The following is an 18,316-nucleotide window of genomic DNA, read 5'->3' on the forward strand; positions in this document are numbered from 1 at the left end:
ATTAATCCTTAAATCGAATTATTAACGTTGTTCAATCGGTATAAATGCCAAATTTTCGGGGCCAATATAGTGAGCTGATGGACGGATGATTTTGTTATCAATACGTTGTTCAATAATGTGAGCTGACCAACCACAAGTGCGGGCAATCACAAATAGCGGGGTAAACATGGCAGTAGGAACCCCCATCATGTAATAGGAAACCGCAGAGAACCAATCAAGATTCGGGAACATTTTTTTGTTATCCCACATCACGGATTCAATCCGATCGGCAATATCATACATCTGGGTTGTCCCTGCTTCCTGGGAAAGTTGCAGGGCAATTTCTTTAATGATTTTATGGCGGGGATCGGAGACGGTATAAACCGGATGGCCGAAACCAATAATGACTTCTTTTCTCTCCAAACGAGCCAGAATATCGGCCTCGGCTTGCGCGAGAGTGTCATAGCGTTGCTGAATTTCGAATGAGACTTCATTGGCCCCACCATGCTTTGGCCCGCGCAGGGCACCAATCCCCCCGATAATGGCAGAGTAAATATCCGATCCTGTGCCGGTAATGACCCGGCTGGTAAAGGTAGACGCATTAAATTCATGCTCAGCGTACAGGATCAGGGAAGTTTGCATGGCTTTTTCCCATGATCCCTGCGGTTTTTGACCATGCAAGAGATGGAGGAAGTGTCCACCAATGGAATCATCATCAGTTTCAACTTCAATGCGGCGGCCATTATGGCTGTAGTGATACCAATAAAGCAGTATTGAACTGAGCGAGGCAAGTAAGCGATCAGCAATATCGCGGGCACCTGCCAGATTGTGGTCTTCTTTTTCCGGCAAAGTACAACCCAGTACAGAAACACCGGTACGCATGACATCCATAGGATGGGCCACCGCAGGCAGTGCCTCCAATGCGGTTTTGACATTGCTTGGCAGGCCACGTAAGGATTTCAATTTGTTTTTGTAGGATGTCAATTCTGCGTGGGAGGGAAGTTTGCCGTGGATGAGAAGATAAGCGACTTCTTCAAATTCACAATGGGCGGCCAAATCGAGAATATCATAACCACGGTAATGTAAATCATTGCCATTTTTGCCAACGGTACAGAGCGCTGTATTGCCTGCTGTAACACCGGACAGTGCAACTGATTTTTTGGGCTTAAATGATGTAGATTTAGAGAGTTCCGTTGCCGTATTCTGCTTACTCATGAGTATCACCTCTGCTATTTTTCTGGGAAAACAGGGCATCCAGTTTTCGTTCAAAATCGTAGTAGTTGATGCTTTCATAAAGTTCATTGCGGGTTTGCATCATATTGATGACGTTTTTCTGTGTGCCATCTCGACGCAAAGTGGTATAGACCTGTTCGGCCGCTTTATTCATCGCCCGAAATGCCGATAGTGGGTAAAGGGCAATGGCGACGTTGACGCGTCTTAATTCTTCGATTGTAAAGAGTGGTGTCGCACCGAATTCGGTAATGTTTGCTAAAACAGGAACCTGCGTCTTGGACGCGAATGCCTGATACATAGGCAGCTCGGTGATGGCTTCAGGGAACAGCATATCGGCGCCCGCTTCGATATAAGCTGTGGCTCTGTCCAGTGCGGCCTCTAACCCTTCTACTGCCAGTGCATCCGTGCGGGCCATAATGACAAAATTTTCATCGGTGCGGGCATCAACGGCAGCCTTGATACGGTCTACCATCTCCTGTTTGGAAACAATTTCTTTATTTGGACGATGACCACAACGTTTAGCACCGACCTGATCTTCAATATGAACACCCGCGGCTCCTGCTTTAATAATAGAACGAATTGTGCGAGCGACATTAAACGCAGAGGAACCGAATCCAATATCGGCATCGACAAGCAGCGGTAAGTCACAGACATCCGTAATACGGCGGACATCAATCAACACGTCGTCCAGCGTAGAGATCCCCAAATCGGGTAGCCCCAGTGAACCCGCAGAAACACCACCACCGGACAGGTAAATCGCCTTGTAGCCTGCCCGTTTTGCCAGTAATGCATGGTTTGCATTGAGGGTTCCGACGACTTGTAACGGAGATTCGTTCTCTATTGCCTGACGAAAAGCTAAACCAGCGGAAGAAAATGCCATACATAACCCCGTTGTTACTAAAATGAAACCGATTTGTATTTGGTTGTTACTGTAGAAAGGTTTTTAGCAAGGTCTATGCCAATATTTAAAAAGTGGGCAGATGGGCTAATGGGGATGTATCAACTATATTGTTTTTATTATCTAAATTAATTAGGGGGATAGATTTTGGTTGATAAGTAGCTACTGTTTAGCTATTGGCTATAATGTATAGTTGTTTCATTTTGAATCAATTTTGTTTCATTTTTGTTTCATGTTTTGGCGGTGAAACAGAACACAAGCAACAAGGGAGAAGATATGGCATCAGCACACTCAGGGGAACGTGATAACAATAAACCCGTTATCTGGACAGTCTCTGTTTCCAGGCTTTTTGATCTTTTTCGTGATATTACACCGGAATTTGATCACCAAGCGAATATCACGCCGATTCAGTTGGGTTTTGAACGTGCGGTCCAACATATTCGCAAACGACTGGAAACTGAACATTGTGATGCGGTGATTTGCGCAGGATCTAATGGAGCCTATTTAAAAAGCCGTTTATCCGTGCCGATGATTATTGCCAAAGCCAGCGGCTTTGATTTTATGCAGGCATTGGCTCGTGCCCGACAAATCAGTACCCGAATTGGTGTGATTACCTACCAGAATACGTTGCCTGCATTAGAAGAATTTCAGCAGCATTTCAATTTGCGCATTGAACAACGCAGTTATGTCACAGAGGAAGATGCCAGGGCGCAGGTCAATGCTTTGAAAGCGATGGGCATCAAAGTGATTGTCGGGGCAGGATTGATTACCGATCTTGCTTATGAAGCTGAGTTAGTGGGGGTTTTTGTCTATTCAGCGGATTCGATTCGGCAGGCCTTTCGAGATGCCTTGGAGATGGCCCGAATGAGCAAACTTAATCAGGCCGTAATTTCTCCTTATCCTACAGAAGATAAACTACGCACACGGCACACAATCAACGACATTAGAGGTAATTCTGTTGCGGTAGAACATGTGCGCAATACAATTATGCTGTACTCCCGCTCGACAGCAACGGTTTTAATTCAGGGAGAAAGCGGGACAGGAAAAGAGCTGGTGGCGCAGGCTATTCATCATGAATATACCTTGCGGTATGGACAGCTAGTGGGCAAGTATCCGCGGCCATTTGTTGCGGTTAACTGTGGCGCGATTACGGAGTCTTTGTTGGAGGCTGAACTGTTTGGTTATGAGGAAGGAGCTTTCACTGGTTCACGACGTGGCGGGCGTGCGGGGTTATTTGAAATTGCACATAGAGGGACGCTATTTCTGGATGAAATCGGTGAAATGCCGCTGCCTTTGCAAACGCGGTTATTAAGGGTATTAGAAGAAAAATCGGTTGTCAGGGTTGGTGGATATCGTCCGATTGCCGTCGATGTGCGGATCATCTGTGCGACGCATTGTGATTTGGATACTTGGGTCAGGGAAGGGCGTTTCCGGGCAGATTTGTTCTACCGTTTGAGTGTATTGCGGATCAACATACCAGCATTAAGGGAGAGGGGGGATGATATTGGTTTGTTGGCGCTAGAATACTTACAACGGGCTTTTGCGGTACTTAATTTCCCCGTTTCTGCATTGAGGATACAGGCGCTTGCTGGATGTCATGACGTGTTGCACGCCTACCATTGGCCGGGAAATGTGCGTGAACTACGTAACTTAATGGAACGAATAGCACTTTATTTAAGTGCTCATCCAGAACAGGCGTTAACCCCTGCATTGATATTATCGCTTTCACCTGAACGCCAGACTGGCACCAATGTTATTAACAACAATACGAAAACAGCCCAGATTGAGACAGCTTCTTTTATCGAAAATACGCCTTCAGTACACGATATTTCAGTCCATGAGATTGTGGCACGGTTTTCAGGTAATCGGCGTGCGGCAGCAGAATATCTGGGCATTAGCCGCACGACGTTATGGCGGAAGTTAAAGAAGGAGCAGGAAAAAGTTAAGTAGAAATATTTTCACATTTTTATCATGCTAACGAGTATGTTAATTGTTAGACAATGAATGCTAATTAGATCTTGTTTGCTAACAAATGTGCATATTGTTTTATATCAATATTTCCGCCACTCAAGATAATTCCGATACGTTGCCCTTGCAATTGTTCCCGCATTGCTTTTGCCGCCGCAAACCCCAAACAGCCGGTAGGCTCGATAATGGTTTTCATTCGCTCGGCCAAAAAGTACATAGCATCAATTAATTGATCATCCGACGCAGTAAGAATGTCTTTGACAAGGTAGCGAATGATGGCAAAAGTGTGTTGCCCCAAGTGCTGTGTTTGAGCACCATCTGCAATTGTTTTTGGGGTATCTATATGAACTATTTCACCTTTTTTAAAAGATTGCTGACCGTCATTACCGGCTGCTGGCTCGACTCCAAAAACCTGACATGTAGGGGATAAGTGAGCAGCGGCAAGTGCAGAGCCAGACAATAGACCACCACCGCCAAGAGGTATAAACAGAGCATCCAACTCGCCGATTTCTTCCAGTAGCTCCTTAGCCGCAGTGCCTTGACCAGCAATAATATGTGGATGATCGAAAGGCGGAATAAGTGTCATACCGTGTTTTTCCGCCAGTTGTCGGCCAATTTCTTCGCGATCTTCAGTATATCTGTCATAAAAAACGACTTTAGCCCCATAACCTTTTGTTGCTGTTATCTTAGCCTGGGGCGCATCGTGTGGCATGACAATGGTGGCAGAAATATTCAGTAACTTAGCTGCCAGCGCAATTGCTTGTGCATGATTGCCTGATGAAAAAGCAATAACCCCTGCTTTTTTCTGTTCATCACTAAACTGGCATAGAGCATTCATGGCTCCGCGGAATTTGAATGCCCCCATTTTTTGATAGTTTTCACACTTGAAATAGACTTGAGCGTCAAAGAGTTCATTGACAGTTGTTGATGTGAATACAGGCGTCTTATTGATATAGGGTTTAATACGAGAATGTGCTGCATGGATATGATTATAATCGGGAATAAACTTCATTACTTTAGTCTCCTTTGCTCAGTAACGTATCCCATTAATATTATTAAATGCCTTGATAATAAGAAGACAGTATAATCACAATATTGTGGTTAATACTGAGATGGCTGTATCACTATGACATCTTAGAATTTAACATATTCTAGAGGTATCCAGCCTGTTTCCCCTGAGTCTTTATATGCCCGACACCAACCATTTAATACTCGGTCCAGATACAGATATTCTCCCGCTTTTACTGTTAACTCATGAGCCGTGTAATCTTCCTTACATATTGCGTTATCAGGATAAATGAGATCCAGAATTTGTTGAGGAACCCAGCCACTGATATTTAAAGAGTTTGTCGTCCAGATCCAGTAAGGGTACTCAATATCGCTATGGCTGATCAAAACAATATCTCCAGCTTGTAATTTGATCGGATTTGGATAAGCGCTAACATAATCGTTGATTACAGTGCCTTTTTTCATGATTTTTTACTCCTCACTGATAATTATGATTAGGATGTTACAACACAAAGATACAGAAATAATTATAGGCCATAGCTAATGATGCCCCATAAATTGTCTATATCAGGCAACTTGAATTTAAGCACAACACTCAAGTTTCTGAATATGAAATTTGGGTTCATGACCACATTGTTATTCCGTAATGTTAATTCGTAGTCATTCAGACGTAACAATATCCGATAGGCATTCCCGCAACAGTGACAATACTTCATCGCTGTGCCCAGTGCGTTGAACCATAATGATCGCACCTTCGACAAGCAAAGCAAATTTCTGCGCTAGACGTTTTCTGTTAAGCTTTGGGGGTAGAGAAGACGTAATGACCTGTTCCATTTGTTTTTTATGCTCCTGAATAAGAGGAATAACTTGTGGTTGCTCCTTTCCTATTTCTATGACTGTATTGATGAATGCACAGCCTCTGAATTCATTAGAGTTGAACCACTCAGCTAACGTTTCTGTCAGAGCTTCAGTCGGTGAGCTATAACGGTTGATGTTGGCTTGGAGAGATCCTTTAAACCACTGAATCCACTGTTCATGGCGATAATCAAGAAAAGCCAGTATCAGGTCATTTTTGGATGGAAAGTGGCGATAGAACGTTACTTTCGTTACCTCAGATTCCTTGATGATGCGGTCAATGCCTGTAGCTCGTATACCATCACGATAAAACAACATGTGGGCTGTTTTTAGTATGCGCTCACGAGCTTTGGATACTTTTTTATCCATAATCCCTCCTCTCCTTAATGCAATTATTATTTATGTAGACAACTCCGTCTACTTAAATTACCTTAAGTAGACAAATCTGTCTACCCTCGATAAGGAGACTATCATGGAAATAAGGCAACCTGTACCTCCGTTTACATTTGAAACGGCTGAGCTGAAAGTTCGTCTGGCAGAAGACGCTTGGAACACCCGAAATCCAGAGAAGATTTCGCAAGTGTATACAAAAGATACATTCTGGCGTAACCGAACTGAATTTGTGAAGGGGCGTGAAGCCGTTGTCGATTTTTTGACACACAAATGGAATAGAGAGTTTGATTACCGTCTTATCAAAGAATTATGGGTATTTGATGCAAATCGTATTGCTGTACGTTTTGCCTATGAATGGCATGATGACTCAGGTAATTGGTTCCGTAGTTTCGGTAATGAAAACTGGGAGTTTAATGGGCAAGGTTTAATGACACGCCGTTTCGCATGTATCAATGATATGCCAATCAAGGAAACGGAAAGGCTTTTTTACTGGCCATTGGGGCGTCGTCCTGATGAACATAAGGGATTAAGTGAATATGGTTTATGAAATAATAAAATTGTTTGTGCAAGGTAAGAAATTATTAGAATGACGTTCCGCAATGGGAAGTTACAACAAAACACTTATTTTTAAATGGAATTGGGAATTTTCGTAAGTCTATATTTCTTATTCCACCGTTTTACCCGTAAAGCAAATATGCTCTACGGGTAATATCAATGAGATAAGCGCTCTATGCCGGGGAAACTACCGATATACCTGTATACAGAGAAAACCAAGTCAATAATATTCACTTGGTTCTTAAATTGCCGATAACTCTTTGATTATGTTGGTGACTCAGAACTGAGGGACGATAGCTAACCCTCTGTTTTTACTCATGACTCAAATTTGAAACATCACTTGCCCGTTCGCCAATCAGATGAGTACTCCTACCTAAATAACTAATACGTTCAGGGTGGATAAAAAAATCATGCACAGAGATATGCAGAAGATATTAACGCATTGGGGCGGGTGGGTAGTGCAAGACAGGGTTAACATAGGCTGGAAGTCAGTATGCAAACACGCACAGTTCAGTATTAAGTGCCCACGTTGAAGCTTACCACTTTCCCAGCTATCTACGCGAACGGCTCCACCAGCTCACTTGGACAAAACCGTTTGTGCGTAACTATTATTTACTCGCAAACAGAATTAACTAAAATGGCATGATAATTCCGGACACTTCAGAAAACTGTTAGCCTAACGACAACCAAAGAAGGTGTAACCACTTTCTCATTATCTTACGGGGCGGTACCCTAACTTATATAGCAGTGTTTAACAAAAGGGGTAATTCAATGAATTTCAAAAATAGAATATATAAAACCGCAGGAAGAATACCGTTAATTAAGTCTCATGAATGGCCTTTTGGCAAGATAGAAGTCGTCTTAGCTTACGACTTTAAAAAGCGTAGTCCACAGGAGTATAGCTACTTAAAGTCAAAATATAAGGACATGCTTGAACTGGTGGAGCCGGAACAAAGATATTTTTATAATAATTTCCATTATCTTCAATGGGTGACGGAAAATGACCGTGTAGATATTTTTGCTCATGCCAACGAGAACTTCTTAGGCCGTTATACTCCGGAAGACCTGGCTGATGATTTGAAAAAAATGTCGCTTCACCGAGTTGGTGTGATTAAATTCCAAGCATGCTATATCGGGAGAGGAAACTGGCTAGAAAGAGCGCGAAGTGCCTTTATCAGTGCAGGAATCGATTTCGCTTATATGGCAGGTCCCACCGACCGCGTGGTCTGGAATAATCCTTTTATAAAATATGTGAATGGTGACAGACATCAGGCATATAAAGTGGTTAAAGGTAACATCGATAAACAATTCCCGGGGACAAGATACACGCTTTAAGCGTTTAATTCATAGACCTTAAGCCAGGTGAACAATTGCAGCAGCAACGGGTGGAAGTGTTACAACGGGTCACCCAGGAGGGCAGTTGGATCAGGCAGACCGACCAGACTATTAATGAATCGTCCATGCACCGTGAAATCAAGGCTGATACGGAAACCCGCGCCGTGGTCGCACGGGAAACCACAATACAGGCCACGGATAAAACCACCGTTTTGGGCACGTCTACCCTACTGGCGGGCGCTGTCCAGCACATTGCAGACGGGGATTATTGCCTGGCAACGTCAGCAAATCTGGTTGCCTGTGTGGAGAAAGCCGCGAATATCGAGATCGGCAAAACGCTGATTGAGAAAATCGGTTTGCTTAAGCAAAGCATTGCCGGAACCAGGCAGGAGATTGTCGGCCCCGTGGTCTGGATCGGTAGCCCGCAACTTAACGTAATGACCTTAATGTTAGAGACACTGGATGTGGTCAGGGAGCTGGCAGAACTGACCGCCGCCCATACCCATCACAATACCGGCACCCCAGAGAACGCCAGCGCCATGAGGAGCATAGCCTATAAATCCGATGGACTAAAACAGAAGTATTCGCCTGTGATTGGGTGAGTGTTGTGGATCTTACTAATGTGTGGAGTTGCTATTTGAAATGGTAAGAAGTAGAGTAATGAAGTCTACGTTAGAAATACACGAATCAATTCTAAAAGCGCTATTAACGCTTTGAACACGATGATTGTGGTGTCAAACTTTTTCATCCGTTTGCTCCTAAACACCCTCTCATCAAAATAAAAACAGAGTAACCAACCTCACCACTTGATTGCCTGTTGATCAAATTAACCCTGCTTCGGCGCTGAGGAATCCCCAGAAAATAGACAAGCATAGCGTTGTGTGATCTACTGATTGTTCCACCAAGTCAATAGGGTCACTGCTATGCCTGCACGTCAAGTATGCCATAACTTCTTCAAAGATGCCTTAGCGCCGTTTCATCAATATCGTCAGAACGCATTAATCGATGCCACTACCGCTTTAATTAATGGGGCTTCTCTGACGTTAACCCGTATTGGACGTTTTTTACCCGGAAAGGCCCACGTCAAACATAAAATTAAACGCGTTGACCGATTACTCGGTAATGAAGCACTCCATAGAGATATTCCTGATATTTTTCGTCACATTATTGCCATGTTGACTGAACCGCTCTCACTGTGTGTGATTGCTGTTGATTGGAGTGGATATCCATCACAAGAACATCATGTACTCCGCGCGAGTTTGATTTGTGATGGACGCTCAATCCCTTTGTTAAGTCAAATAGTTCCGTCATGCGAGCAACAAAATGCAAAGATACAGAAGGTGTTTCTTGACAGCTTAGCGCAAGCCGTTAACCCTAAAGCCAGAGTCCTTATTATCACCGATGCCGGTTTTCAAAATGCCTGGTTTAAGCATATAAAAACACTCGGTTGGGATTTTGTCGGACGCATTCGGGGAAATACGCAATTAAGGCTTGAGAAATACGGTGAGCTTTGGTTTAAACGACAAGCGTTAAAAGCCACGGAAACCCCCCAATCTCTGGGCATGGGTACATTATCAAAAGCAAAATATGCATGTTGTGATGGTTTCTTCTATCTCCATAAGAGACCCAATAAAGGTAGAAAATTTAAAAAGTCACGTTATCGAATGGAACGAATGTCGCAGGTGAAAGATGGACGTTCGTCAGCCAAAGAACCTTGGCTAATTTTTACCAGCATGGATGATTTTAAACCTCGGCAGGTCATGAAATTGTACAGCCGAAGAATGCAAATAGAGCAAAATTTTAGAGATGAAAAGAGCGAGCGTTTTGGATTTGGACTCAGAGCGAGTTATAGCCAAGGCGCTGGTCGTTTATCCGTATTGAGCCTGCTTGCTACACTCAGCTCAATTGTCCTTTGGCTGATTGGATTTTATGCTGAAAACAAAGGGTTACACCTCCATTATCAGGCAAATAGTCTCAAATCAAGAAGGGTCATCTCTTACCTGACATTAGCGGAGAATGTATTACGTCATTCCCCGCTAATATTATTTGAAATAGTTCTTAATCAAACCCTCAAATACCTCGCCAAAATCTACCAAAATATGGTTTTGATTTATTAGCGCCGTTTTGTGGGGAGCCCTCAGCGCACTTGCGGGGTTTTTGTTTTTCTGGGGTAATAAAAAAATATTACAAACACGTTGACAGGGTAATAAAAAAATATTACTATTTTACCATGTTAAACAGAATGGAGGATGAGTGAAGCAGAGTGAGTTCAGGCGGTGGCTTGAGTCTCAAGGAGTCATAATCAAGAATGGAAAGAATCACTTGATACTCTTCAACGGAGACGCAAGAAGTGCAATGCCAAGACATCCGAGTAAAGAGATTAACGAAAAATTAAGGCTATCAATCCTTAAGCAGTTAAAACTTAAATAACTAACCAGCCCTTCGGGGCTGGTTCTTGGGCTAACTCGACTCACTACTATTGATTATGCGATATCCAGTAAATATTGAAGAAGACGGAACGAACCTGTTTGTCTCGTTCCCTGATATACCAGAGGCGTTGACCTGTGGTGATGACCTGGCCGATGCAAAAGCCATGGGCTATGATGCGCTACTCACTGCCTTTTCTATGTATTTTGACGATGAGAGTAAGGAAATACCGTTACCGAGCGATACGGTAACGGAGCACTATATTGATATTCCGGCGAGTGTTGCGGCTAAAATTTTGTTGCTTAATGCTATGGTAAGGTCAGGTGTTAGCCGTTCGGAACTGGGGCGCCGTGTTGGCATTCAAAAGCAGAACGTCAAGCAACTGCTGGATGTGTATCACGCGACAAAAATTGACACGGTAGAAAAGGCCTTATCAAGTTTAGGCTATGAATTAATACTCACCGCGGCTTAACTTAGCTTCGGTGATAGATTGCATTTTTGAACTCAACACCTTCAACCAAAGGCCACTCTTCGCGGAGTGGTCTTTTTTAGGTGCTTATAAAACGTAACCAAACGCCCGCTAGGGCATTCACTCACTGACATAGTCCCAACCGCGGCTAATTTGGATCAACGTCTCTGCGTTGCGCCCAAGCTGCGTAATTCCCACGAAATAAACGTAAACCCCACGTAAAACGGACTACACCGCACCCGCCTGCACGTTTTGGATCAAAAAGTTTTTTCAGTTTTAAAATCCGACAAACCCTATCGCCAGGCCGCGCCAGCACGGGCGGCGTGAGAAAATTCCCTCACTGAAAGGAATGAAAAGATTTTCAGGCAATTTCAGTTTTTGGATCAAAAGCGGATCGCGGCGAAAATATCAATGCATTGATATTAGAGGGAAAATTCTATTTTACGTTAGGTTATTGGATCACAAGGCAAAGCCGCACCATGTTAAAGAACTCAAGGTTTATGCGGCTTTGAGGGAGGCTAGAAACTGAAATTTATTGAGATTGCTTGTTAGTTGGCAGTGCCGCTAATAAGGCTTGTTTTTGAGTAGAAAAATCTTTTTTCGTAATAACGCCGTCATTAACAAAGTCATTCAATCTATCTAAATCTTCACACAACCTTTTTATATTGACAGTAGCTAACTTGTTATCAAGATTCGATTCCAAGATATAATTTTTAAGAACGTTAAATTCTTTGCTGTTGATAGTTTCATAATCTTTCAGCTCTTCAATGAGTTCTAATTTTGCTACTAAAGAGCTTGTATCTAAAATAGACGGTGCACGTCCTTCTGAAAGCTGGGAGCTTATCTCAGATTGAGATGTAGCAGGTGGTTGCTCAGTCTGTCCATATGATACAGATTCATAACCAGTGATAGCTTCATTTAAGCGAGTAAGAAACCTATCCAGGGCTTTTTTCTCAATATTGCTGAAAATATATTCTTGCTCATGATTAATATTGAATGTGACTTTTGAAAACAATAGCCCTTTCTTATCGTTACATCCCATTATCAATTCCATAGGGAATTTATCGTGATGTACTTTTTTGAACAGGCTAATTCTTATGAAATGCAGATTCTTGGTGGTTAGTAAAATTAATGAGCCTTTCTTGCCATCTAAATCACCTGCCAGAACTGCGATAGGTTGTTCACCAATACTCAAGTTTCTAATAATATATAGGAACTCTTTCTTTTTGCTTGATATGCCAACAGAGCTATCACCAGATAGCTTATTCAGTTCTGCCACCAAATCAGAGTCAGATGCAACTTTGTAGTCAATCATTACCGCTACCATCCTTATGTTTTAAACGCCACCTGTCATATGATGGAGATATGGAAAAAATAAAATGGGTGGACGTAAAGTGGACATGGACAAAGAAAAAGGGGCTGCGTTTTCACGCAACCCCTTGATTTATTTGGTGGGCTGGCGGAGTCTGAATTGGTTTTATAACTATTTGTTTTATATGTGCTAATAATCAATTCAATTTTCATTTTGGTCCCATTGTTGGTCCTAAAAGAAAATGTCAGGGTTTTTGCAGGGGAGGGGAGATTACAGCAGGAGTCTCTTTGTCTACGAGATTAGCATTTTGCTTTCCTTTAGTCTGCTCTGTATTTAAGCGTTTATTTCACGTCAGTTTTTAGCAAGCCGGTAGAGCGTCTTGCTCGCAAAATATCCACTACGGAAAGATACGGGCTCTGCTCTTGCCATGAAAATCCCTTTCGGTCGATACGGACAAGCCCGTATTTTTCGACAAGAAAGTTCACCGCATCGCTGAGGGATACTCCAGCATTAATATATTCCTGAATAACTGTTTTATCACTGAACGGCGTGTCGTTTAGCGTCAGGCCATAGTGTTGATCCAGCAGGCGTGTCAGTAACATTTGCCAGACAGCCACGGGCGACAGACAGGGCTTCGTCGCCCGCGAAATTGTAGCAGGTAGAGTTTTCATGTTTGCTCTCGTGAAATTCGTTAGCGTTGAGTGGGATAGACGGCGATGTATACATAGCCGCAACTGCCAAGAGTGTCGGCTTCGCAGGTGAAACCGTTGTGATACAGGATGACGCAGTGGGCATGGCGGGGATTCATTTCACCAGTGGTCAGCATCGATTCCATCTGGCTGATAAAGTGCGGGAATGTTTCATCCAGCTTCCGGCATTCGGCGTCACTGAATTTACCGGTGATACTGGCACGGTCAGCCAGATAATGCAGTTGGTTCCCCTACTGTACCAGACGGGCTCCCAGACGCGGCGTGGTATCCCGCTGCAGGCCCCATGTAATGTTGCTCATTTATAACCTCCTTTATTGTCAGTTTAGAGTGATACTCATCAGACAGGCATAGGACCCGTTGCGGTCCTGGCGGCGTTCGGCGTATACCGCCAGCACGCCGGGAATGTCAGGAACGGCCAGACCGGTGTAATGACAGACACTGCCATGCCACTGGTATCTGCCGGTGCAGTATCGAAAAATGCGGGAGGCCGGATGCTGACGGTAAATCGTCATCGCCCGGCGTTTACTGATAATTCTCATGTCATACCTCAAAGCAGACCGTGTTCAGCGAACGACAATATCTGCGTACCACCTACGATAAGATGGTCAGGCACACGGATATCAACGAGCTGAAGCGCCTGTACCAGGCGCTGCGTGATGGCCTTATCTGCCTGGCTGGGTGTGGTATCGCCGGAGGGGTGGTTATGCGCCAGAATCACTGCTGCTGCATTGAAATATAGGGCGCGTTTGACCACCTCACGGGGATGTACCTCGGTGCTGCTAATGGAACCGGCAAACAGGGTTTCGTGGGCAATCAACTTGTTCTGCTGGTTCAGGTACAGCACCATAAACTCTTCGCGCTCCAGCCCCGCCATTTTGAGTTTCAGCCAGTCACGGGCTGCCTGGGTGGAGGTGAATGCCACACCTGTTTCGCGCAGGTGTCGGCCAAGCAGTTTTAAAGCGCGTTTTACCGTGCATTGTGCGGTCAGTGGAAGTACCGGAGTCTGTGGGATAAGTGACTGTTCCATCATGAGTATCCTTAATCAATAATGCGAAAAATGGAGTGGGATTCAGGGTGCTGCCGGGCGTAATCCCGCAGGCGGTAATAGTGCTCCGTCATGGCATCGTATTCGGTGCGGCAGGCGTGATGGCTGTATTCAATCAGGCAGACAGCGATACCTGCGGCTTCCGCGCTCATTTCCGCACCATTGCCGTTCATGCCGTTGAACAGATGCCATTTATCGTCCCCGTCAGCATCAAGGGCCATAAACGCGCCGCCATTACTGAGCGTGTAAAAGGACCAGATACCACCGCTGTACTCATCACAAAAGCGCTCCATCCAGGCGAAAATACGGGGTTCCAGCGATATCCACTGCGGGATATCGCCAAGGTACAGCGGCCAGAAATCGAGACGCTGCTCGTCAGGTACTGGTGTTGCAGTAAGGTCAAATTGAGGTTCATTAGCGGACATCAATTCGCATTGCGTTTGTGTCGTCATGGATATTCTCCGTCAATAAAAACGCCAGCGACGATGGCTGGCGTATGGGAAATAAAGGACATGCAGGGATGATGGATGGGTGTAATCAGGAGGAGGATGCTCTGAGGATGCCGTACTGTCGGATATAACGGTTATGTCCTTCACCAGCACCAGGCCCGCCAGACCATTCGACCTTCAGAGTCACGAACCACTAGGCGGAAGTGACTACCCTGGTCGTCTTCAATGCTGATGTTGCGATACCGGCGGGTAACCGCTTCGGCCTGCTGTCGGGTAAAAGGTCCCGGTGGCAGCATGTGAGATTCAGGCATTCGGTGTACCTTAAAAACAAAAGCCCCTGACGCAGATGCGTCAGGGGCTGTGGGAGTTTGCATGTGTGGGGGGATTGTCAGTAACCGGTTTGCACCTTATACAGCCGCAGGGTTTTGCTGCCCCGTACAATTTTCACATACAGGGCATTATCTTTCGTGCCACGCACAAAACCGGCCTGCACATCGCCCTTACAGTCACCACCATCGTAAGGAATGTTGACACCGGTCTGGCGCACGAGGTCGATAACCCCGAAGCTTAAGTCTTCACAGGCCGGGCCCGGCAGGTCGTGAATCAGGGCAAATTTATGGTCGTCGCTGACACCTGTCAGTGAGCACATGGAGGTGTTGATATCGTTTCCCTGGCACCAGTATTCCTGGCCGGGATTGTCTTTATCCATAAGGCTTGCCGGAAGCTGAGCGGCACTGGCACTGAATGCGGCAAGTGACAGAATGAGGGCGGGTACAGCAGAGGTCAGTATTTTCAGCATGGTCTTCGTCCTGAATTAATCCAGCCCGCAGTTGGGCAAAATAAGAGTGGTTGATATCGGGTGTTATCAGAAGCGCCGGTAGCGAAACAGCTCTTTGCCCTGGTAAAGTGCCACCAGGTCGTCATATTCCGGCTTCTTCTGGTTGGGCTTAAAGGTCACTACCGTGCCCGGACGGCACAGATCTTTTACGGTGAGCCCGAATTTCTTATCCGGAGTAATGGTGAATCCCTTCGACACATCGTTGCGCATGATAGTTATCCAGCCCCACAGGCCGCCTTCGCAGTCTTTAAAAGGTGCTGAACGCACCGTGACCATCCCGCCCTGACGGTCAACAGACATGGCTTCGCATTTTCCGGTAACCTGACGATGCGCATCACACCAGAAAATATTCCCGTTGTTGTCATTGACGACTGCAGGTAGCGTCCGGTTATAGGGCTGGGCCTGAGCCCCTGCACAAAGCAGAAGGCTGCCGGTAATGCCCAGTATTTTAATCAGTGTTTTCATTACGTTGGTCCTTAACAGAGAAAGTATCAGGTAGCGGTGATTCAGGCCCATACGGTCAGGGCCAGCATCACAAGCCATACCCAGAAGTAAGCCGGTTTCTGACCGAGGTTTTTCGCCCGACGCCACAAATAGAACGGCACCAGCCAGGCCAGTTTGCCGAACATGGTGGTATCCACTCCGGCCTCACGCAGGCGTCGTTCATCGAGATACCCCAGAGCGATATTGAGCAGCAGCGTGATAAACCAGTACTGCCCGCCCGAGACAGCCTCATATGCCTCGTCAAAAGACATTCCGTTCAGCCCTGCAGTCCACAGCTCGAGCGCATAACCAATGAAGGGAGCAAATGCCAGCGTCCATACCACTCCGCCCGGAATGCGACTCCCCGGCAGCGCTGGTGGTGTGGTGCTGTGGAGCAGCGCCGAAGCCAGCGGGGTAGCGGAGACCGGTTGCCAGTCCAGCATGCCCTGTCGCCACACCAGCGTGGCAGCGGTGAGTTCACCGCGCTTAATCAGGCCAGTGATGTCGTCTTCGGTCACATTGTCGTGACGTATGCCATTTTTCTCGTAATGCCAGGTCATTGTTTTTCCTTCTTAACAGAGGTAATTAAATCAGTGTGTTGCCCTGCTCCTCCTCAGAGGGCCCATGAGACAGGACTTCGCGAATACAGCTGAAGTGCGGAAGAGCCCGAATAAAGCCCGCCTGTGTGGTTAACTGGCTGAGACGTTTTCGCGGGGTAAAAGTGGTGTTCAGGACTGTCACCGCATGGATAGTCGTCAGAGGATGCACGGTGATATGCCCATTAAGTTCACCGGTGAGATACCAGCAGCTGTCGAGTGATATCAGGCGGTACGGGGCCAGGCCGTCACAGCGCTCTCCCTCGGCCAACAGCAGCACCCGCTGACAGGCGGTTATTGCACTGACGAGACGGTAGAACACCAGTGAGATGACCGGGGACGCAGACTGTGGCGGTTGCCATACCAGACACGGCATCCCTCCTGCAGTGAGCAGCATGCCCGCCAGACGCCGGTCAAGCCCCGGAAAAATATCGGCCAGTCCTGCCCGGTGAGCAAAGGTCAGCGCATCCAGCTCGCCCTGTACGCCTCCACCGGCACTGCGCAGGCGACATTGCCCCCGTCGATACTCAAGGTCGAGGTACATCAGCCGTTCGCGAAAATCCCGTCGCAGGGTACGGACTGACACACCAAACTCTGCAGCCAGCCGCGCCATGTTCAGCGTTTCACCTGCAACCAGGCGGCTGATTATCAGTGACAGCCTGACAGCCAGCCGGTCATGACGGCGCTCTGCCTGTGTCATCTTAAATCTCCGTAATAGTTAACTGACTGAATATGAAATGATTCTAAAGAGGGGGGCGGACAGGGTATGGACATGGAATGAACTATTTTTTATCTGCCTCCGGAAGCAGGCCCGACGCGGCACACCGTGAAATGCGATGAAAAAACACTCAATCTAATGGAGGCAAAACGGACAGGGAGTGTCCTTTCCTAACATGCTGATAACAAGCTCAGGACTGAAACCCACCCAGCATCGCTTCAGCCATCACCCAGAGAGCCCGGTTGAGCTTCACATCTCCGTCGATACCACGCACGGCGCGGGTATGCGTTCGCCCGCCTTTTGCACTCCGACCACTGAGCCCGCCCTTAATCAGGTTCTCCTGAATACGCTGGTATGTGGTCCACAGATCATTGCTCTCATCCTGCCAGCGGCGTGGGGAGAGTATCTGAGGTGCTGTCACCGGCTGGTGGTCCTCACCGAAACGGTACGTCAGTGCAGCCTGTGCCAGAGCCTGTTGTGCAGGCGGCGGCAGCATCAGCGACTGCATGGCATCCCGCTTCTCTTCCACACGGTCAAAAATACCTAGCACTTCATACGCTCCCTCAATCACCTGACTCACGACATCTCCTTTGTGCGGCACCCGCACCTCGCCAAACGACTCACCGCAGACGAGCCCGTTCTGGCAAACCGCACGGAATAATCCCGGCAACATCTGGTACGAACTGGTGCCGTCATGAGAGTTGAGCAGAATAATTTCCGGCACCTGTTTGCCGGTAATTTGCCCCTCCCGACGCAGGCGCAGCATATGCTTTGTATGCTCACGACGCCCTGGGTCACGCACTCGGGTCTGGCAGGCAAAGAAGGGCTGAAAGCCTTCGCGCTGCAGACTGTCCAGCAGGGATATGGTGGGTATGTAGGTGTATTTTTCACTACGTGACTCGTGTTTGTCCTCACTGAACACACTGGGTACCACGCGATACAGCTCTTCACGGGTTAGTGGACGATCACGACGAATAAGGTTTGCTGCGCCAAAGCGCGAAGCCAGACGGGTCATAAACAGACTCCTAAGGATGGATAAATAAAG

Annotated in this window: 23 protein-coding genes and 3 pseudogenes; 8 read left to right on the forward strand and 18 right to left on the reverse strand. The window is 46.4% G+C overall.

From position 1 onward, the window contains the following. Positions 1-21: 21 nt before the first annotated feature. Both prpC and prpB read right to left on the reverse strand, forming a co-directional pair. Entirely contained in the window at positions 22-1,194 is a 1,173-nt protein-coding gene (prpC, locus tag IQ209_RS04795; protein ID WP_193849497.1) for a 2-methylcitrate synthase, read from the reverse strand. Further along, the gene (gene prpB, locus IQ209_RS04800; protein WP_193849499.1) at positions 1,187-2,092 is read right to left on the reverse strand and encodes a methylisocitrate lyase; all 906 of its coding nucleotides are present in this window, start codon (positions 2,090-2,092) and stop codon (positions 1,187-1,189) included. The genes prpC and prpB overlap by 8 nt, the downstream gene beginning before the upstream one ends. A 294-nt stretch (positions 2,093-2,386) precedes the next feature. Between prpB and prpR the strand changes: the two genes are divergently transcribed. After that, positions 2,387-4,060, forward strand: coding sequence for a propionate catabolism operon regulatory protein PrpR (gene prpR / locus IQ209_RS04805; protein ID WP_193849501.1), 1,674 nt, complete (start codon positions 2,387-2,389; stop codon positions 4,058-4,060). Between the two features lie 61 nt (positions 4,061-4,121). On the opposite strand, the gene IQ209_RS04810 is transcribed toward prpR, so the two are convergent. From IQ209_RS04810 to IQ209_RS04820, 3 genes are all read right to left on the reverse strand, one after another. Next, the gene (locus IQ209_RS04810) at positions 4,122-5,090 is read right to left on the reverse strand and encodes a threo-3-hydroxy-L-aspartate ammonia-lyase (RefSeq protein ID WP_193849503.1); all 969 of its coding nucleotides are present in this window, start codon (positions 5,088-5,090) and stop codon (positions 4,122-4,124) included. Positions 5,091-5,212: 122 nt separating this feature from the next. Next, positions 5,213-5,551 carry an SH3 domain-containing protein gene (locus IQ209_RS04815; RefSeq protein ID WP_193849505.1) on the reverse strand — a complete coding sequence of 113 codons (339 nt, stop codon included), beginning with the start codon at positions 5,549-5,551 and terminating at the stop codon, positions 5,213-5,215. 195 nt (positions 5,552-5,746) lie between these two features. Next, entirely contained in the window at positions 5,747-6,310 is a 564-nt protein-coding gene (locus IQ209_RS04820; RefSeq protein WP_193849507.1) for a TetR/AcrR family transcriptional regulator, read from the reverse strand. A gap of 103 nt (positions 6,311-6,413) precedes the next feature. Here IQ209_RS04820 and IQ209_RS04825 point away from each other — a divergent pair, with 103 nt between their 5' ends. The 4 genes and pseudogenes from IQ209_RS04825 to IQ209_RS04840 all read left to right on the forward strand — a co-directional run. Continuing rightward, a complete protein-coding gene (locus IQ209_RS04825; protein ID WP_193849509.1) occupies positions 6,414-6,881 on the forward strand; it encodes a nuclear transport factor 2 family protein in 468 nt (155 codons plus the stop codon). Positions 6,882-7,311: 430 nt separating this feature from the next. Then, positions 7,312-7,422, forward strand: a complete 111-nt coding sequence (locus tag IQ209_RS18230; protein ID WP_228005733.1) for a hypothetical protein — start codon at positions 7,312-7,314, stop codon at positions 7,420-7,422. 238 nt (positions 7,423-7,660) lie between these two features. Then, entirely contained in the window at positions 7,661-8,224 is a 564-nt protein-coding gene (locus IQ209_RS04835) for a hypothetical protein (protein ID WP_193849511.1), read from the forward strand. 14 nt (positions 8,225-8,238) lie between these two features. After that, positions 8,239-8,826 (forward strand): annotated as a pseudogene (locus tag IQ209_RS04840) (hypothetical protein); the annotation flags it as partial. A 65-nt stretch (positions 8,827-8,891) separates the two neighbouring features. On the opposite strand, the gene dinQ reads toward IQ209_RS04840, so the two are convergent. Beyond that, positions 8,892-8,972, reverse strand: coding sequence for a damage-inducible type I toxin DinQ (gene dinQ, locus IQ209_RS18720; RefSeq protein WP_370588394.1), 81 nt, complete (start codon positions 8,970-8,972; stop codon positions 8,892-8,894). A 175-nt stretch (positions 8,973-9,147) separates the two neighbouring features. Between dinQ and IQ209_RS04845 the strand changes: the two genes are divergently transcribed. From IQ209_RS04845 to IQ209_RS04855, 3 genes are all read left to right on the forward strand, one after another. Next, positions 9,148-10,341, forward strand: coding sequence for an IS4 family transposase (locus tag IQ209_RS04845; protein ID WP_193849513.1), 1,194 nt, complete (start codon positions 9,148-9,150; stop codon positions 10,339-10,341). Between the two features lie 136 nt (positions 10,342-10,477). Next, positions 10,478-10,654, forward strand: coding sequence for a type II toxin-antitoxin system HicA family toxin (locus tag IQ209_RS04850; RefSeq protein ID WP_099143265.1), 177 nt, complete (start codon positions 10,478-10,480; stop codon positions 10,652-10,654). Between the two features lie 55 nt (positions 10,655-10,709). Further along, on the forward strand, positions 10,710-11,123 hold the full coding sequence (locus tag IQ209_RS04855) for a type II toxin-antitoxin system HicB family antitoxin (protein WP_193849515.1): 414 nt from the start codon (positions 10,710-10,712) through the stop codon (positions 11,121-11,123). Between the two features lie 529 nt (positions 11,124-11,652). Here IQ209_RS04855 and IQ209_RS04860 read toward each other — a convergent pair. The 12 genes and pseudogenes from IQ209_RS04860 to IQ209_RS04915 form a co-directional block, all read right to left on the reverse strand. Next, positions 11,653-12,435: a PH domain-containing protein gene (locus IQ209_RS04860; protein WP_193849517.1), complete on the reverse strand. Its 783-nt coding sequence runs from the start codon at positions 12,433-12,435 to the stop codon at positions 11,653-11,655. Between the two features lie 338 nt (positions 12,436-12,773). After that, positions 12,774-13,103: a TA system toxin CbtA family protein gene (locus IQ209_RS04865; RefSeq protein ID WP_193849519.1), complete on the reverse strand. Its 330-nt coding sequence runs from the start codon at positions 13,101-13,103 to the stop codon at positions 12,774-12,776. Between the two features lie 20 nt (positions 13,104-13,123). Next, a pseudogene (locus IQ209_RS04870) lies at positions 13,124-13,441 on the reverse strand (type IV toxin-antitoxin system YeeU family antitoxin). 18 nt (positions 13,442-13,459) lie between these two features. Further along, positions 13,460-13,681 (reverse strand): DUF987 domain-containing protein, encoded by a 222-nt coding sequence (locus IQ209_RS04875; protein ID WP_193849521.1) that lies wholly within the window; start codon positions 13,679-13,681, stop codon positions 13,460-13,462. Positions 13,682-13,689: 8 nt separating this feature from the next. Continuing rightward, positions 13,690-14,172 carry a RadC family protein gene (locus IQ209_RS04880; RefSeq protein ID WP_193849523.1) on the reverse strand — a complete coding sequence of 161 codons (483 nt, stop codon included), beginning with the start codon at positions 14,170-14,172 and terminating at the stop codon, positions 13,690-13,692. A gap of 8 nt (positions 14,173-14,180) precedes the next feature. Next, entirely contained in the window at positions 14,181-14,639 is a 459-nt protein-coding gene (locus tag IQ209_RS04885; RefSeq protein WP_193849525.1) for an antirestriction protein, read from the reverse strand. Between the two features lie 85 nt (positions 14,640-14,724). Beyond that, a pseudogene (locus IQ209_RS04890) lies at positions 14,725-14,947 on the reverse strand (DUF905 family protein). Positions 14,948-15,024: 77 nt separating this feature from the next. After that, a complete protein-coding gene (locus tag IQ209_RS04895; protein WP_023301393.1) occupies positions 15,025-15,435 on the reverse strand; it encodes a hypothetical protein in 411 nt (136 codons plus the stop codon). A gap of 66 nt (positions 15,436-15,501) precedes the next feature. Next, positions 15,502-15,939: a hypothetical protein gene (locus IQ209_RS04900; protein ID WP_023301392.1), complete on the reverse strand. Its 438-nt coding sequence runs from the start codon at positions 15,937-15,939 to the stop codon at positions 15,502-15,504. Positions 15,940-15,980: 41 nt separating this feature from the next. Continuing rightward, entirely contained in the window at positions 15,981-16,517 is a 537-nt protein-coding gene (locus IQ209_RS04905) for a DUF4339 domain-containing protein (RefSeq protein ID WP_193849527.1), read from the reverse strand. Between the two features lie 25 nt (positions 16,518-16,542). Beyond that, positions 16,543-17,253, reverse strand: coding sequence for a DeoR family transcriptional regulator (locus IQ209_RS04910; protein ID WP_193849529.1), 711 nt, complete (start codon positions 17,251-17,253; stop codon positions 16,543-16,545). A 208-nt stretch (positions 17,254-17,461) separates the two neighbouring features. Further along, positions 17,462-18,286 carry a DUF932 domain-containing protein gene (locus tag IQ209_RS04915; protein ID WP_193849531.1) on the reverse strand — a complete coding sequence of 275 codons (825 nt, stop codon included), beginning with the start codon at positions 18,284-18,286 and terminating at the stop codon, positions 17,462-17,464. Positions 18,287-18,316 lie beyond the last annotated feature (30 nt).

Source organism: Xenorhabdus sp. BG5, assembly GCF_015163665.1.
Lineage (GTDB): Bacteria > Pseudomonadota > Gammaproteobacteria > Enterobacterales > Enterobacteriaceae > Xenorhabdus.